The organism is Flavobacterium sp. (assembly GCF_040379285.1).
Lineage (GTDB): Bacteria > Bacteroidota > Bacteroidia > Flavobacteriales > Flavobacteriaceae > Flavobacterium.
Map to the genome: position 1 here is coordinate 1 of NZ_JBEILJ010000058.1, position 15,390 is coordinate 15,390.

14 protein-coding genes, 1 tRNA gene and 1 pseudogene are annotated in these 15,390 nt (G+C 39.3%); 10 read left to right on the forward strand and 6 right to left on the reverse strand.

Annotated features, from left to right (window positions below):
- Nucleotides 1-445: 445 nt before the first annotated feature.
- The 6 genes from ABWO12_RS10565 to ABWO12_RS10590 form a co-directional block, all read right to left on the reverse strand.
- A complete protein-coding gene (locus ABWO12_RS10565) occupies nt 446-1,990 on the reverse strand; it encodes a Fic family protein (RefSeq protein WP_353088884.1) in 1,545 nt (514 codons plus the stop codon).
- 92 nt (nt 1,991-2,082) lie between these two features.
- A complete protein-coding gene (locus ABWO12_RS10570; protein WP_353088885.1) occupies nt 2,083-2,322 on the reverse strand; it encodes a hypothetical protein in 240 nt (79 codons plus the stop codon).
- Nucleotides 2,323-2,475: 153 nt separating this feature from the next.
- Nucleotides 2,476-3,168: a hypothetical protein gene (locus tag ABWO12_RS10575; protein WP_353088886.1), complete on the reverse strand. Its 693-nt coding sequence runs from the start codon at nt 3,166-3,168 to the stop codon at nt 2,476-2,478.
- A gap of 375 nt (nt 3,169-3,543) precedes the next feature.
- A tRNA-Asn gene (locus tag ABWO12_RS10580) sits at nt 3,544-3,617 on the reverse strand.
- 85 nt (nt 3,618-3,702) lie between these two features.
- Complete coding sequence (gene rseP / locus ABWO12_RS10585) at nt 3,703-5,046, reverse strand: RIP metalloprotease RseP (RefSeq protein ID WP_353088898.1); 1,344 nt, start codon at nt 5,044-5,046, stop codon at nt 3,703-3,705.
- Between the two features lie 72 nt (nt 5,047-5,118).
- Nucleotides 5,119-7,044 carry a M1 family metallopeptidase gene (locus tag ABWO12_RS10590; protein WP_353088888.1) on the reverse strand — a complete coding sequence of 642 codons (1,926 nt, stop codon included), beginning with the start codon at nt 7,042-7,044 and terminating at the stop codon, nt 5,119-5,121.
- Nucleotides 7,045-7,230: 186 nt separating this feature from the next.
- Between ABWO12_RS10590 and serS the strand changes: the two genes are divergently transcribed.
- From serS to ABWO12_RS10640, 10 genes and pseudogenes are all read left to right on the forward strand, one after another.
- A complete protein-coding gene (serS, locus tag ABWO12_RS10595) occupies nt 7,231-8,502 on the forward strand; it encodes a serine--tRNA ligase (protein ID WP_353088889.1) in 1,272 nt (423 codons plus the stop codon).
- Nucleotides 8,503-8,577: 75 nt separating this feature from the next.
- Nucleotides 8,578-10,353 carry a tetratricopeptide repeat protein gene (locus ABWO12_RS10600; RefSeq protein ID WP_353088890.1) on the forward strand — a complete coding sequence of 592 codons (1,776 nt, stop codon included), beginning with the start codon at nt 8,578-8,580 and terminating at the stop codon, nt 10,351-10,353.
- Nucleotides 10,354-10,421: 68 nt separating this feature from the next.
- Nucleotides 10,422-10,745, forward strand: a complete 324-nt coding sequence (locus tag ABWO12_RS10605; protein WP_353088892.1) for a DUF4286 family protein — start codon at nt 10,422-10,424, stop codon at nt 10,743-10,745.
- A 4-nt stretch (nt 10,746-10,749) separates the two neighbouring features.
- Nucleotides 10,750-10,935 carry a hypothetical protein gene (locus ABWO12_RS10610; protein ID WP_353088894.1) on the forward strand — a complete coding sequence of 62 codons (186 nt, stop codon included), beginning with the start codon at nt 10,750-10,752 and terminating at the stop codon, nt 10,933-10,935.
- Nucleotides 10,932-11,405, forward strand: a complete 474-nt coding sequence (locus ABWO12_RS10615; RefSeq protein ID WP_287781684.1) for a nucleotidyl transferase AbiEii/AbiGii toxin family protein — start codon at nt 10,932-10,934, stop codon at nt 11,403-11,405. The genes ABWO12_RS10610 and ABWO12_RS10615 overlap by 4 nt, the downstream gene beginning before the upstream one ends.
- An 11-nt stretch (nt 11,406-11,416) precedes the next feature.
- Nucleotides 11,417-12,196, forward strand: coding sequence for a 16S rRNA (adenine(1518)-N(6)/adenine(1519)-N(6))-dimethyltransferase RsmA (gene rsmA / locus ABWO12_RS10620; RefSeq protein WP_353088895.1), 780 nt, complete (start codon nt 11,417-11,419; stop codon nt 12,194-12,196).
- Nucleotides 12,186-13,538 carry a magnesium transporter gene (gene mgtE / locus ABWO12_RS10625; protein ID WP_353088896.1) on the forward strand — a complete coding sequence of 451 codons (1,353 nt, stop codon included), beginning with the start codon at nt 12,186-12,188 and terminating at the stop codon, nt 13,536-13,538. Before rsmA ends, mgtE begins: the two co-directional genes overlap by 11 nt.
- Before the next feature lie 47 nt (nt 13,539-13,585).
- Nucleotides 13,586-14,530 (forward strand): annotated as a pseudogene (locus ABWO12_RS10630) (2-hydroxyacid dehydrogenase); the annotation flags it as partial.
- A gap of 63 nt (nt 14,531-14,593) precedes the next feature.
- Complete coding sequence (locus tag ABWO12_RS10635; protein ID WP_353088900.1) at nt 14,594-14,956, forward strand: VOC family protein; 363 nt, start codon at nt 14,594-14,596, stop codon at nt 14,954-14,956.
- A gap of 51 nt (nt 14,957-15,007) precedes the next feature.
- Nucleotides 15,008-15,346, forward strand: coding sequence for a TM2 domain-containing protein (locus tag ABWO12_RS10640; protein WP_297515271.1), 339 nt, complete (start codon nt 15,008-15,010; stop codon nt 15,344-15,346).
- The last annotated feature ends 44 nt before the right edge of the window (nt 15,347-15,390 follow it).

The following is a 15,390-nucleotide window of genomic DNA, read 5'->3' on the forward strand; positions in this document are numbered from 1 at the left end:
ATAATATGCACCTTTTAGGGTATAAAAATAGGAATTTTTTTTTAATTTATACCCTTAAAGGTGTAAATTTATTTTTTTAAGCGAGAATATACCACAACGGGTATAATAAAAGAGATGTTTTTTGATATGATAAGAAAACGCGATTTTTTTATCAAAGCAACTTTGGTTTGTATAAAAAATGGATTTTTCTTTACATATACTAAAAAGTAGTAATAACCTCATCTGATTTCTTAATAAGTTTTGTAAAACCAAAAAAGCCCTCACATGGCTGTGAAGGCTTTCTGTTGTTTGCTCCCCCTATTGGGCTCGAACCAACCCCGATAGCTATCGGGGCTCTGATTAACAGAAATTCTATGCTATGCTGAAACCCCAAGCCATCACTGGGATATTCGCCAAAAAACGCTTTTAAAAATAGCAAAGTACACCCAAAAGTGCACCTAAAAATTTAGGTGTTTTCAGTAAAAATAACGCTGAACATTTCCTCTATATTTTTGACTTCTTCAGGGTTAAGTGTAACAAACTCTTTTTCTCTTGCTCGTTTAGACAAAGTGCCTTGGTTTTGTTCTAAAAAACGAATCAATAAAGCTACCATATCATCAGGCATTTGAAAATGGTCATCCAACCAGAGCTTCATTTCATCATATTTTTGAAGATAGTTAACCTCTGCTGGAATAGTTTGATGAATGGTCGTATCCACACATTCAAATAAAAATTCAGCCTGTGGCGTTGCATCGAAATACCTATAAAAATCAATAGTATCGTTAAGGACTTTTACGTTATTCTTTTCTGTTTTTTCCCATTCAATAAAATCCAATAGCAGAAGGGAATAGTTTTCAAGCACCCTCTGGTATTCAACTATTCGTTCTAATATAGCAGCCGACACAGGAAAAATAATTCCTTGTGGGCTGTATTTCATAGCGGCTAATAGATGATGAATTACATAACGGTGAATCCTACCATTACCATCTACAAAAGGATGTATGAATACAAATCCAAAGGCAATTTTTGTAGCAGCAAGCACAGGGTTAAATTCTATTGACTCAAGGTAATTAGCAGATTTGATTAATCCATTCATCAACGTTTCTACATCATCTTCCTTTGCGGATATATGCTCTGGGATGGGCTCACCTGTTACCCTATCATGTTCCCCTACAAAGCCACCTTCGGTTCTATAGCCCATCTTGATGAAGCGGCTACTTTCAATTACAATTTGTTGTAACCGACAAAACTCTTCATTGCTCAAAGGTTTACTCCCTGCTTGGCCAATAGCTTTTCCCCATCTAATAGCTCTGTTTTGAGTAGGCGTCTCTCCTTCAATGCTAAAGGAAGCTTTGGAATCTTTTAACAACAAAAAAGAAGATGTTCTGAGCAAAATATCTTTACGAAACCCACTAATAGTTGTTTTTATGCTATCGGGATTATTCTTTCCTATGAAATTTTCTAATTTTTCGGTTTTGAATATTAATGGACAAAAATCAACGGTTCCTGCTAGGTTATTGTTGATTCTATGTCTGCTTGATTTAATTGAAGTTGATGAGGCGTATTGCATCTCTTCGTCAACTAGATTCACAAAATTTGCTTGGGTTAAATCGGGAATGTTTAGTTTGTAGCCCATCAACCATTCATACAAAAACCAAATTTTGCGACTGTATTGGCCTGTGGGCTCAATTTGAACTAACGTTGTAACTTCTTCATTAGTTAGTTGTTGAAACAGTTTTTTAAAAAATAACAAGTTTAGGCCTTCATATTTCAGCGCAAAAACAATTTGTTTATACAAATTATCTTCAGGTTCATGTCTCGGTGTAAGAACCAGCCAATGACTGTCTGTATATTGGCGATTTTTTGTACTTATTAATGTCAATTTATTAGGTAAAGGCATAGATAGTTTGAGACTATCTATTATAGCACCATAGCCTACCAAGGTTCCTTCTTCTGGAGCTTGTCTGCCATGAAAAAGCGTTATTTTTTGTGAATATTGATTATGATTCATGTTGATTTGTGAAAAACAATTATTCAAATATATGAAATTTAGTTATACAACATGAAAAATATTTAATATTTTGTGCTTTCTATGAAAATCAATTATTTGTTATTTCCAAAACACTCCGTAATATCAAACCAAAATTCATAACGTTTAGTTTCGCCATTATTCAATAATAGTTTCACCACCTCAATCTTATCATAGGTTTTATCATTATCATAAACAAGGGATTGACCCACCTTTGTCCATGGTTTGTCATCAAATAGATGTTTAATAATACTTACTTCTATGGGATTAAGGTGATTAATATGAACTCCCGATATTTCAATAGCAGTTTCCATTGACTCACCACATGTTTCTTTAATGGGATAACAATGGTAAGTTTGTCTGAATAGGTTTTTGGTATTTCCATGATTGTTGTGTGTTTTATTATAAATATTTGGACGGTATGGAAAGGGAAACCTGCCATAATTAATTATTGATGAGAGTTAGATCTAATACATTCTTAAAGCTTTGAAATCAATACTTATTTGTACAGGAATATTATAATTAGTTAGAGCTGAATTGTTGGAAGACAAATAAATTGTTCCTGAATAATTACCTTTTAATGTTTGTCCAAAATTATATGGTGTTGTTGGAGACCACAATGAATGGTTTGTAGATGTTGTGCCTAAATCGGTTATTGTGATTGGGATTTTTCTTTGTAAAGTGCTATTGAAAGGCCCACTTATTGATTGAAAATAAGAAAAACCTATACCTGATCCTGGTGAATAGGCGCCTAAACTTGTACATACAGAATCAAAATAAGAACCATTAAATAGTACTTGAGCTTCATTAACACCTAATAGTAAATTTGGTAAAATAATTTGGCATTCCAAATTTTGACCAGATATGTAATTAGTAGCTGTTACATCATTAATTTTAAGTATTACGACTTTTTGTCCTCCACTTTGAAGAACTTGACATTCATTATTTATCAAATTACCTATACTTTGCACTACACCTTTTGGAATTCCATTAGTAGTATTTCCTTTTACTTTATGAACTTCACCATTAATAGTAATGGTAAATTCATAATCCATACTGTTGGTGAATGAATTTCCATTGTTATTACTTGAGTTGTTACTATCACTACTGCAACTATATGATAAAGTAAAAACTGATAAAAGAAGAATTAGTTTTTTCATGTTTTATAAATTGTTTCAAGCATGCCTCTTACTTGATTATTATTTATACAACTGCGTGAGACAATTGCCATTTCTTTTACTTGAGGTGGTTGAATAACCGAGAAAAAAACTTTAGCAACGCTGTTTTGTCTATAAAAGTCACTCTTTCTTGTCAAAGTGTTAGTAAATTTAGCAAAATAGTAGAAAAACATTAATTACCTTGTAAAAATTTGAAGAACTTGAGGTTTAAAGTTTTAATGGTTTGTATTTAATATTATTGTTTTGAATGAGAAAATATAAAACAAACTTGTAGATGAAACAGAATTTGTTTTACAAATGTTTGACATGTAAAATCAAAAAAGCCCTCACATCTCTGTGAAGGCTTTTCTTTAGTAGCTCCCCCTCTTGGGCTCGAACCAAGGACCCTCTGATTAACAGTCAGATGCTCTAACCAACTGAGCTAAGGAGGAAGATGTTATATCTTTTAAGCGGTTGCAAAGATAAAACGGAATTTTACAAATGCAAACATTTTAGGTAAAAATTTTCAAAAAAATACTATTTGAAAATCGCCTTATACAGGTCGTTTCCATTGGCAAAAACCAACAAGGCAATAAGAATAACAAAACCAACCATTTGGGCTCGTTCCAAGAATTTATCGCTAGGTTTACGACCGGAAATCATTTCATACAATAAAAACATCACATGGCCGCCGTCAAGTGCTGGAATGGGCAACAAATTCATAACGCCCAACATGATCGATAAAAACGCGGTAATCCCCCAAAATACTTGCCAACTCCAAGCAGATGGAAACACGTTGAAAATAGCACCAAAACCACCCACGGCTTTGTATGCGCCGGTGTCGGGGTTGAAAATGGCTTTCAGTTGTTTTCCATAACTGGTCAATTGGTCAATACCCATTTGAATTCCAATAGGAATCGATTCCCAAAGACTGAACTCCTCCGATTTAACGGTGTACAATCCTAGTTTTTCTAAATTATCAAGCGGCAACATGGGAGCATAAGCTACGCCTAATTTCCCCTCTTTATTCACGTTCAATTGAACAGGCACTTCTTTTCCGTCGCGTTCTACTACAGCAGCCAAGGCTTTTCCTTTCATGGTATTTAACTGCGCAAACAACTCGTCCGCGTAGGTTATAGGTTGACCATTAAACCCTTTTAAAATATCTTTTTTCTTGAGCTGTTTTGCATTGTGTGAACCAGCAGGAATGTCCGAAATTATAAACGGAATCCGAAGGGTTATTAATGCCTTATGGTCTGTTTTAAGGAGTTGATCAATAAAATTAACAGGAAGTTTGATTACAGTGTCTTTCCCTTTTCGAATCACTTCCACTTCTTTGGCTAATGCCAGTTGTGGTTGTATGTCGTTAAAACGCTCGATCTTGGTTTGGTCAATGCGTACAATTTTGTCTCCATTTTGAAGTCCCGCTTTTTCCAAAACCGGATTGATAACCCAAACTCCATCTTTCACATCACTGTTGGCAATGTATTGCTGGCCGTAGTAAAAGGTCATACCGATGTAAATGATGAAGGCAAGAATGAAATTTACCAATACACCGCCCAACATGATGATTAAGCGCTGCCAAGCCGGTTTCGAACGGAATTCCCACGGTTGGGGTTCGCCTTGCATCTGCTCAGTGTCCATCGACTCGTCAATCATCCCTGCAATTTTCACGTAACCGCCCAACGGAAGCCATCCAATACCATAGACTGTTTCGCCTACTTTCTTTTTGAAAAGGGAAAATTTAACGTCAAAAAACAAATAGAATTTTTCTACTCGTGTTTTAAATAACTTAGCCGGTATAAAGTGGCCAAGTTCGTGAAGGACAATCAATATTGAGAGACTCAGTAAAAACTGACTCAGTTTAATTACAAATTCCATGTATGCGTTACCTAAAAATTCAATGCGCCACAAAAATAGCACATTTTGATTCGGAGAATGTCTCTTTAAAAATTAATTCCCGTTTTTTATCATTTTTTTATGAAAAACGCCTTCCGAAGTGCGAATACGAACGGTATAGCTTCCCGAGGCCAATCCAGAAATATTCATGTCAACCGAAGTGTAAGTCGCCACTTTTTGTCCCAAAGGATTAAACACTTCAATGTCGATTAAGGTTTGGGTATTGGGCATTTGAAGGTGAACCAATTCTTTGGCTGGATTAGGATACAACGCCAAAACCGTATCGGGCGTAAAGGTGTCGTTCCCCAATTGAGCCGTGTTGTTGCGTGAAATGATTTCCCGTTTGGGATCGAATTGTACCCCTGTTACCAAAAAAGGAACCGGTACTATAAATTCTTCTCCGTCAAAGGTGTGTTCCAAAACTACGTCATGCGTTTGTCCACCCGCACCCGTTAAACGCACCATCACAGGCATTTCAAAAAAGGAAACACTGGAATGCGATTGCGACTGGTTGATGGTAATTTTAGCCTGGCCGCCGCCCCAGTTTTGCGCAATAACGCTGTAGGTTGGATACCCTTGTTTGTACACCCAATCGTTGAAAAATTCGGTCAAATCACTGCCATGAACTGCCTCCAAATGGCTTTTGAATTGCGCCGTTACGGCATAATTAAAGGCCAATGCTGGGTCGGCCAAATAGTTGCGCAACGCCTGAAAATAATTGGTATCTCCCATCCGCCATCGCAACATGTGCAACACCATCGCGGCTTTGTTGTAACTCAATCGACTGCTGAAAATACGACTCGAGTTGTTTGCCTCACTATCAGTAAGGTAAACAGCTCCTCCCGTTTGCGAGGTGATGTTGTTGATTAATTGTGTTTTGTTAGCAATAAAAGCAGTTTCGCCATCAAATTGTTCGATTACCAAGGACGACAAATACGTAGCAAATCCTTCATTCAACCAGATATCTTTCCACGACCCACACGTTACTTTGTTGCCAAACCATTGGTGCGCCAATTCGTGTGCAATAAGTCCCCGACTGAAATTATTCATAAATGACATTGTTGTATGTTCCATTCCGCCACCCCAACCAAATTGGGCATGACCGTATTGCTCGTTACGATACGGATAGGGTTCAAACAACGCTTCAAAGTAGTCCATGATGCTCAAGGTTTCTTCCATTTGGGCTTGAACCGTTGCATTGAAACTTTCAGGATAAACATAGTTAATCACCGGAAACGTATTGGGTGCTGTACCAGCCGTTTGGGTATAAACGGTGTAATTGGTGACGGCAAAACAAATCAAATATGCAGGAATGGGGTACCCGTGATGAAAGTGGGTCCTTTTGCTACTTCCATTAATAGTTTCCGATTGTTTCACACCATTGGCCACAGAAACATATTGCGAAGGGGCAGTAATAAAAATGTCAACACTGTTGATCTTGTCATTTAAATCTTGTTTACAAGGCCACCAATCGCGCGCTCCAAAAGGTTGCGAAAGCGTCCACATTACAGGAACACCAGCGTGAGTGCTCGCTTCAAATGAATCAAAACCACTAACCGGTGGGGTACCCGCATACGTAATTTCAACGGTTGCACTAGTTCCAGTGGTCACTTGGGAGGGTAAGGTAATGACCAATTCTTCATTGGTATTTTGCGTGAAAGCCAAATTCTGCGCATTCATTTTTACCGAGGATACCGTCAATTCATTCATCAAATCAAAGGTAACGGTCGTCATGTTTTGCAAGGCAGTAAACGTAGTAGTTACTTTTCCATTGACATTGGCCACGGCGGGATTAACAGTGAGTTCTATTTTATGATACGTAACATCGTAATTGGTTGTGTTGGCATTAACGGTCACGGTCATCTTAGATTCAGCCGCTTTTCGTTCAGCTTGGCTTATCGATTCAAGTTCGTCAGCATTTTGTTGCGCATGACCCAAAAGCGCCATTCCTAAAAAGGAGAGTAGGTAGATTTTATTCATAGGGATTGTTGAAATTTTTGCGAATGTAAAAAAAATTACGGCATATTGTTGATAATCAATTGCTAAAATGTGTATAATTTTAAAGATTTGCAATAGCCTGATGCTAGGCATTTTGCCAGAAACGTATGAAGAATTATCGAAAGCATTTTGTTACCTTTGTCCACTGAATTTTAACACCCTACACCCATGTTACAGATTGCGGTTATTCGCGAAAATCCCGAACGAATTATTACAGCTTTGAAGCGCAAGCATTTTGATGCTCGAGTGATAGTGATGGAGATTGTTGAATTGGATGAAAAACGACGCAGTTCCCAAGCCGCGTTAGATAATGTATTGGCCGAATCAAATAAGCTTTCCAAAGATATTGGAATGTTGATGAAAAATGGGGAAAAAGCAAAAGCCGAAATCTTAAAGCAAAAAACAACCAATCTTCGTGACGAAAGCAAACTTTTGTCGGAACAATTGGAGGTTTTTGCTTCACAATTGACCGAAAAACTCTACCTTTTACCCAACCTGCCCGCATCTATTGTACCCGAAGGAAAAACTCCTGATGAAAATGTAAATGTATTTCAAGAAGGTGCTATTCCAGTGTTACACGAAGGGGCTCTTCCGCATTGGGAATTGGTCAAAAAATACGATATTATCGACTTCGAGTTGGGCGTAAAAATCACAGGAGCTGGGTTTCCCGTTTACAAAGGAAAAGGAGCTCGATTGCAACGCGCCTTGATTTCCTATTTTCTGGATAAAAATACAGAGGCTGGCTATCAAGAATACCAAGTGCCGCATTTGGTGAATGAGGCTTCGGGGTTTGGTACCGGACAATTGCCCGACAAAGAAGGACAAATGTACCATGTAGGGTTGGATGACCTTTATTTGATTCCCACCGCTGAAGTACCGGTAACCAACTTGTTCCGGGATGAATTGTTGAGTGAAAATGACTTGCCGATTTTATGTACAGGCTATACTCCTTGTTTCCGTCGTGAGGCAGGTTCATATGGGGCGCATGTTCGTGGCTTGAATCGTTTGCACCAATTTGATAAAGTCGAAATTGTTCGTATTGAACATCCCGAGAAGTCGTATGATGCGTTGGAAGGGATGGTTGAACATGTGAAAAATATCATGCGCGAATTGAAATTACCGTATCGAATTCTTCGTTTGTGCGGAGGCGATATGAGTTTTGCCTCGGCCCTAACCTACGATTTTGAAGTGTTTTCTACAGCGCAAGACCGTTGGTTGGAAATTTCTTCGGTGTCCAATTTCGAGACCTTCCAAGCCAATCGCTTAAAGTTGCGCTTCAAAGGAAAAGATGGAAAAACACAATTGGCACACACCTTAAACGGAAGTTCATTGGCCTTACCCCGTGTCATGGCTGGAATCTTGGAGAATTATCAAACTCCCGAAGGAATTGTTATCCCAGAGGTTTTACGTCCGTACACCGGATTTGATATCATCAATTAACATACGTTAAGAAACCCTAAACAATTGTACTAAATGACCGCCTTTTGTGTTACTTTAGTGCATTGTTTTTTTATTATGAAGCAATTACTCTTTTTACTTTTCCTCTGCATCGGAATTCATGCTGTAGCTCAAAACGAGCAATTGGCACAGAATTACTTTGACCGTGGAGAATTTGAGAAAGCCTTGGTGAGCTATGAAGAATTGCTTAAATCGCAGCCCCATAATTTCAATTTTTTCCAGCGAACGGTTGAATGTTACCAGCAATTGCAACAATTTGACAAGTCCGAAAAACTCATTCAAAATCGCTTAGACCAATACAAACAAGGCAGTTATTTGGTTGAGTTAGGGTACAATTTCCAACTGCAAAAAGAGGCAGACAAAGCCAAAAAGTATTACGAACAAGCCCTGGATAAAATTCGCAAAAACCATAACGAAGTCTATCAAATTGCCTATGGTTTTGATAAAAAAGGGCTTACGGATTACGCCATTCAAGCCTATGAATTGGCGGTGAGTATCGAACCCAAATACAACTTCAATTACCAAATGGCGTTGCTCTACGGACAAAAAGGGGATATGGATAACATGATTGAGAAATTCTTGACCGAATCCTACAACAATCCCCAAAGCTTAGTGATGATTCAAAACCAATTGTCGCGGTTTATGAGTGAAGATGCTTCGGTGACCTTCAACGATGCCTTGCGCAAAGCGTTGTTGGGACTCATTCAAAAAACCCAAGATTTGTTTTGGAATGACTATTTGAGTTGGTACTACGTACAACAAAAAGAGTACGGTAAGGCCTTTATTCAGCAAAAAGCAATTTACAAACGAAGTCCCGATTCTTTTTCCAACATTGTCAATTTGGCGCAATTGGCCATGAGTGAAAATGACGAAGAGGCCGCCACCGAAATTCTGAACTTTATTCTTGAAAATACCCGCGATTTGGATCTCCAAATCAAGGCCCATACCTACTTGATTGAACTGCAAATCAAGAAAGCGCAACCTGCAGCTTATCCCGCTATAGCAACCGAATTGGATATGCGTATCAAACAGTTTGGGGTGAGCCCCTATTCGTTATCCTTGTTGCAATTGAAAGCGAAATTTTCCGCTTTTCAGCAAAAAGATACCGAAACCGCCAAAGTCATTTTAAAAAATGCGCTCGAAATGCCCTTGAAACGGGAGGAAATTGCAGAGGTAAAAATGGATTTAGCGGCCATATTGTTGTTGGAAGAAAAATTCAACCAAGCCTTAATCTATTTCGCGCAAGTTGAAAATGAGGGAGGGAACAATCCGTTGGGACAAGAAGCAAGTTTGCGGGTGGCAAAAACGAGTTATTACAAAGGCGATTTCAAATGGGCCGAACACCAATTGGGCGTCTTGAAGTCGGCTTCTACCCAATTAATCGCCAACGACGCGATGGATTTGTATTTGCTTATCAGCGACAATACCGTAGCCGATTCGACACAAACGGCCTTGAAAAAGTTTGCCCGGGCTGATTATTTGTTGTACCAAAATAAAAAATCCGAAGCCTTACAAGCTTTTCTGACCATTTTAAAAGAGCACAAGGGGCAGGAAATCGAACCCGTAACGCTGTTGCGCATTGGTAAATTGTGGGAAGAACAAAACAATTTTCCCGAAGCCATTGCCAGTTACCGCCAAATCATTGACCAACACAAAGAATGCATCTATGTGGATGAGGCAACGTATTTTGCGGCCGAATTATACCAAAAAACAGGAGAAGTCGATAAGGCCAAATCCCTGTATGAAGAAATTATTCTCCACCGAGAAGACAGTATTTTTTATGTCGATGCGCAAAAGAAATTCCGTCGATTGCGCGGGGATAAAGAACTATAAGGAACTATTTTAAATGTTGAATTATAAATTATAAATGGAAATTTCCATTTAAGAATTGGAGCGGGTATATGATACTATACAATGTAACCATCAATATTCACGAGAGCGTTCACGATCAATGGATGCGTTGGATGCAAAACAAGCATATAAACGATGTCTTGGCTACCGGAAAGTTTTGTTCTGCCCGATTGGTAAAGGTCTTGGTCGAGGAAGAAATGGGTGGGGTAACCTATGCCGTACAATACACGACCGATAGCTTGCAAACGTTACAACGCTATTACGATGAAGACGCCACCCGGTTACGCGAAGAGGGCTATCAATTGTTTGGGGATAAAATGTTGGCGTTTCGAACCGAATTGCAATTAATTTCAGAACATTATCAAAATAATTAATGCCATGGAAATTCGTTTTACCACCAAAGAAGAAAGCAATGCCCGTCGACAAGCGGATTTTTTGAAGCTTTCCAAAACGGAGCGCGTACTAGCATTTTTTGCCTTGTGTAGACGAATGAAATCCTTCCCAGTAAAACAAAATTCATCGCCAAAGAAAGATAATTTTTTAATTGTAATTACTGCCAAATGATTCGAAATTGGGAACATAATATCGATCAGTTTATTTCCTCTGCACAACGAAACGGGGTACGAATGCTTATGGTGGGCGGTGGAGCGGTAAATTTTCATGGTTACCAAAGGCATTCAGCTGATGTTGATTTTTGGATAGAAACCACACCAGAAAATTTCAATAGATTAGTCATTGTTTTCCAAGAACTTGGTTATGAAATCGATGCTTTTCCTCAATCGGTTTTGGAGGGAAATCAAAATATTTCGATTAAGTTTTCACCCGAAGATTTAGATTTGGAATTGATTACTCGTTTTTCTGTCAATAAAACTTTTGAGGAAGCCTATCATTCCAGTGAGTTGGTGGTCGTTAATCAAAATGAATTTTTACAATGGAATGTGTTATCACTTGATGATTTAATTACTAGTAAATTAAAAGCAGGACGCCCCAAAGACTTATTCGATGTACATCAGTTACGTCAACTAAATCCTTAATTTTTACTCTCATGAACCAAGTTAGAGCCAAAAAACATTTAGGGCAACATTTTTTAACCGACGAAACGATTGCCCGTCGTATTGGCGATACCTTGACGTTGGAAGGCTATGATACGGTGCTAGAAATCGGACCCGGAATGGGGGTGTTAACTAAGTATTTGTTGGAAAAAGATATCGATACCCATGTAGTGGAAATTGATACCGAATCTGTGGCGTATTTGGAACAACATTATCCCAAATTGCATGGAAAAATCCTATCCAAAGACTTTTTAAAGCACGATTTTTATACCGAGTTTGAAGGAAAACCTTTTGCCATAACGGGCAATTTCCCCTACAATATTTCGACACAAATTGTTTTCAAAATGCTTGAAATGCGCGATCGAGTACCTGAATTCTCTGGGATGTTTCAAAAAGAAGTGGCCGAACGTATTTGTGAAAAAAAAGGCAGTAAAACCTATGGCATTCTCTCGGTTTTGGTTCAAGCATTTTATGAGGCTGAATACTTGTTTACCGTTGGCGAACACGTGTTCAATCCGCCACCAAAAGTGAAATCTGGCGTCTTGCGTTTGGTGCGAAAGTCCGATTATCGCTTAGCCTGTAATGAGAAAATGCTCTTCAATGTGGTAAAAATTGCCTTTAATCAACGCAGAAAAACGCTACGAAACAGTTTAAAATCCTTAAATTTGCCCGATCCTTTACGGGAAGATGCGGTATTTGATCTTCGTCCGGAACAATTGTCCACCGAAGATTTTATTGCATTGACCCAAAAAATCGAGGCGTATGCAGTTTAAAATCAGTAAAGAGTTACTGGATCAAATCAATAATTTGATTCTGCACAATAAGGAGCGTGAGTTACACGATCTCCTTAGCGATCTGCATTATGCCGATATCGCCGAGATTATGGAAGAACTCGACGACACCCAAGCTTCCTATATCTTTAGCATTCTCGATTCTGAAAAAACAGCCGATGTGCTGATGGAGATCGATGAGGAACTTCGTGAAAAGATTCTGAAACGCATGTCGGCGAAAGAAATTGCCGAAGAAATTGACGAACTAGATACCGACGATGCGGCCGATATTATTGCCGAACTTCCGCAAAGCAAAAAAGAAGAGGTAATCTCTGAGCTAGAAGACGTGGAACACGCCAAAGACATTGTCGATTTGTTGCGTTACGACGAAGATACTGCCGGAGGTTTGATGGGGAAAGAATTGGTTAAAGTCAATGAAAATTGGAATGTACTGACCTGCGTCAAAGAAATGCGCTTGCAAGCCGAAAACGTCACCCGCGTTCATTCCATCTATGTGGTTGATGATGACAATCGGTTGAAAGGACGCCTATCGTTGAAAGATTTATTGACCACTTCTACGAAAACGCCCATCAGTGAGGTATACATCAAAAAAGTAGATTACGTTCGTGTGAACACTTCCAATACCGAAGTGGCCCGAATCATGCAGAAATACGACTTGGAAGCTATTCCCGTTGTGGATGAAATGGGACGTTTAGTAGGTCGTATCACCATTGACGATATCGTCGACGTGATTAAAGAAGAAGCCGACAAAGATTACCAGTTGGCGGCAGGGATCTCGCAAGACGTCGAGGCGGATGACAGCATTTTAGATTTGACCCGCGCGCGTTTACCTTGGTTAGTTTTGGCTTTATTCGGCGGTTTTATCTCCGTAGAAATGCTGAGTTTGTTTGAAGGCGCCATGAAAGAACACTACAAATTATTCTTTTTTACACCCCTGATTGCAGCGATGGCGGGAAATGTAGGTGTACAATCTTCGGCGATTATCGTACAAGGTTTGGCCAATCAATCCATCAGTGGTTCCATTATAAATCGCCTCCTCAAAGAAATTTCACTCAGTTTGCTCAACGGCATAATCCTAGCGGCGATCTTGTTTTTGGGCAGTCATTTTCTATTGGGCGTTGAGTTGAAAATTGGCGTAATTGTTACTATCGCCTTGGTTTCTGTAATTATAACGGCCTCGCTTATTGGGACCTCTATTCCCTTAATTTTGGATAAATTTGGTATCGACCCAGCTTTAGCGACGGGTCCGTTTATCACCACAAGCAATGATATTTGCGGGATTTTGATTTACTTTTCCATTGCCCGTATGATTTTGGGCTTCTAGTTCGTTTTCCCTTTTTATATCTTTGTTTCTCACCAATCGCATTTGTTTTGAAGACCAACGCCATTCACATCCTTCATTTAGATACCAACCATCCGTTGCTTTGGGCGCAATTGGAAGCTGCTGGATTTACCAACGAAGCCGATTACACTTCCGATAAGGCTGCCGTTGAAGCCAAGATCAATCAGTATCATGGGATTGTAATCCGTAGTCGGTTTAACATTGATGCGCAGTTTCTCGAGGCTGCTACCCAGTTGCAGTTTATTGCGCGTGTAGGGGCAGGTTTGGAGAGTATTGATGTTGAATATGCCACACAAAAAGGGGTACAATTAATCGCAGCCCCCGAAGGCAATCGCAATGCGGTAGGCGAACAAGCACTCGGCATGTTGTTGTCGCTAATGAATAAATTAAATCGTGCCGATCGTATGGTTCGCCAAGGACAATGGGTGCGCGAGGGTAATCGAGGGTATGAGTTGCAAGGAAAAACCGTAGGAATCATTGGCTATGGTAATATGGGGAAGTCTTTTGCTCAAAAATTAAGCGGATTTGAAGTGAATGTCCTTTGCTATGATATTCAAGAAAATGTGGGTGATGCTTGCGTACGACAGGTTGATTTAGAGACACTGCAAGCCGAGGCCGATGTAGTGAGCTTACACATCCCTTGGACACCAGAAACCCATAAAATGGTCAACCGAGAATTTATACAAGCCTTTGCCAAACCCTTTTGGCTGATCAATACTTCCAGAGGGAAAAATGTGGATACGGCCGATTTGGTCGAAGCCTTGCAAGAAGGAAAAGTGATAGGCGCTGGATTGGATGTGTTGGAATATGAAAAATTATCCTTTGAAAGCTTGTTTACCGACCACCGACCAGAAGCATTACAGTATTTATTGGATTCCGAAAATGTGTTGTTAACCCCACATATTGCGGGTTGGACCTATGAAAGTCATGAAAAATTAGCCCAAACCATCGTCGATAAAATCAAGCAGAAGTACGGCCTATTCATCCCCCATGATAGTGCACCCAATAAAGAGGCCAGTGTAACGGGTATAGGAGGGATATTTTTTAAATCAAAAGACCCAAAAGCACTGAAATCCTGGTATGCCACTCATTTGGGGATTCCAGTAGATGATTATGGATGGTCGTTTTGGTGGAAAGATGCTCAAGGAAACGATGCCATGACCCAATGGGCTCCGTTTGAGGCAAGCACCCGTTATTTTGAACCAAGCGACAAAGAATTTATGCTGAATTTTCGCGTTCATCACCTTAAGCAATTACTCACAGAATTAGCCACACAAGGCGTTACTATTATTGGGAATCCAGAAACCTATGACTATGGCACCTTTGCTTGGATTTTGGATCCCGAGGGGCATAAGATTGAACTTTGGGAGCCAATCGATGCGGCATTTCAAGAAAAATAGTTATTTTTAAAACCTATAATTTAAAATTTAATCAACAAAAAAACAAAAATTATGGATTCACAAAAAGTAGACATGTTCATGATGGCCAATTCAAAATTCTTTGAAGCCCATCACTTACCCGCCATTCGCGAGCGTTTGTTAAGTTTGGATGAAGCTAAATGGGGAATGGTGCAAACCACACAATATAAAGATCCAACCACCAGTTTAATTATTTCTTTGTTGGCAGGTGGATTAGGAATCGACCGCTTTTATGTAGGCGATACGGGATTAGGGATTGCAAAATTACTAACCTGTGGTGGATTAGGCATTTGGAATATCGTAGACTGGTTTTTGATCATGGGAGTCACTCGTGAGAAAAACATGGAAAATTTCCAAAACGCGATTTACTAATACGTACTGAAAAGTGATGACCCGAAACCGGCTATACACCTGGG

What these genes read in the sequence shown, in the direction of transcription:
- ABWO12_RS10565 (WP_353088884.1), bottom strand. Translation starts at nt 1,990, where the DNA reads ATGAATCATAATCAATATTCACAAAAAATAACGCTTTTTCATGGCAGA.
- ABWO12_RS10570 (WP_353088885.1), bottom strand. Translation starts at nt 2,322, where the DNA reads ATGGAAACTGCTATTGAAATATCGGGAGTTCATATTAATCACCTTAAT.
- ABWO12_RS10575 (WP_353088886.1), bottom strand. Translation starts at nt 3,168, where the DNA reads ATGAAAAAACTAATTCTTCTTTTATCAGTTTTTACTTTATCATATAGT.
- rseP (WP_353088898.1), bottom strand. Translation starts at nt 5,046, where the DNA reads ATGGAATTTGTAATTAAACTGAGTCAGTTTTTACTGAGTCTCTCAATA.
- ABWO12_RS10590 (WP_353088888.1), bottom strand. Translation starts at nt 7,044, where the DNA reads ATGAATAAAATCTACCTACTCTCCTTTTTAGGAATGGCGCTTTTGGGT.
- serS (WP_353088889.1), top strand. Translation starts at nt 7,231, where the DNA reads ATGTTACAGATTGCGGTTATTCGCGAAAATCCCGAACGAATTATTACA.
- ABWO12_RS10600 (WP_353088890.1), top strand. Translation starts at nt 8,578, where the DNA reads ATGAAGCAATTACTCTTTTTACTTTTCCTCTGCATCGGAATTCATGCT.
- ABWO12_RS10605 (WP_353088892.1), top strand. Translation starts at nt 10,422, where the DNA reads ATGATACTATACAATGTAACCATCAATATTCACGAGAGCGTTCACGAT.
- ABWO12_RS10610 (WP_353088894.1), top strand. Translation starts at nt 10,750, where the DNA reads ATGGAAATTCGTTTTACCACCAAAGAAGAAAGCAATGCCCGTCGACAA.
- ABWO12_RS10615 (WP_287781684.1), top strand. Translation starts at nt 10,932, where the DNA reads ATGATTCGAAATTGGGAACATAATATCGATCAGTTTATTTCCTCTGCA.
- rsmA (WP_353088895.1), top strand. Translation starts at nt 11,417, where the DNA reads ATGAACCAAGTTAGAGCCAAAAAACATTTAGGGCAACATTTTTTAACC.
- mgtE (WP_353088896.1), top strand. Translation starts at nt 12,186, where the DNA reads ATGCAGTTTAAAATCAGTAAAGAGTTACTGGATCAAATCAATAATTTG.
- ABWO12_RS10640 (WP_297515271.1), top strand. Translation starts at nt 15,008, where the DNA reads ATGGATTCACAAAAAGTAGACATGTTCATGATGGCCAATTCAAAATTC.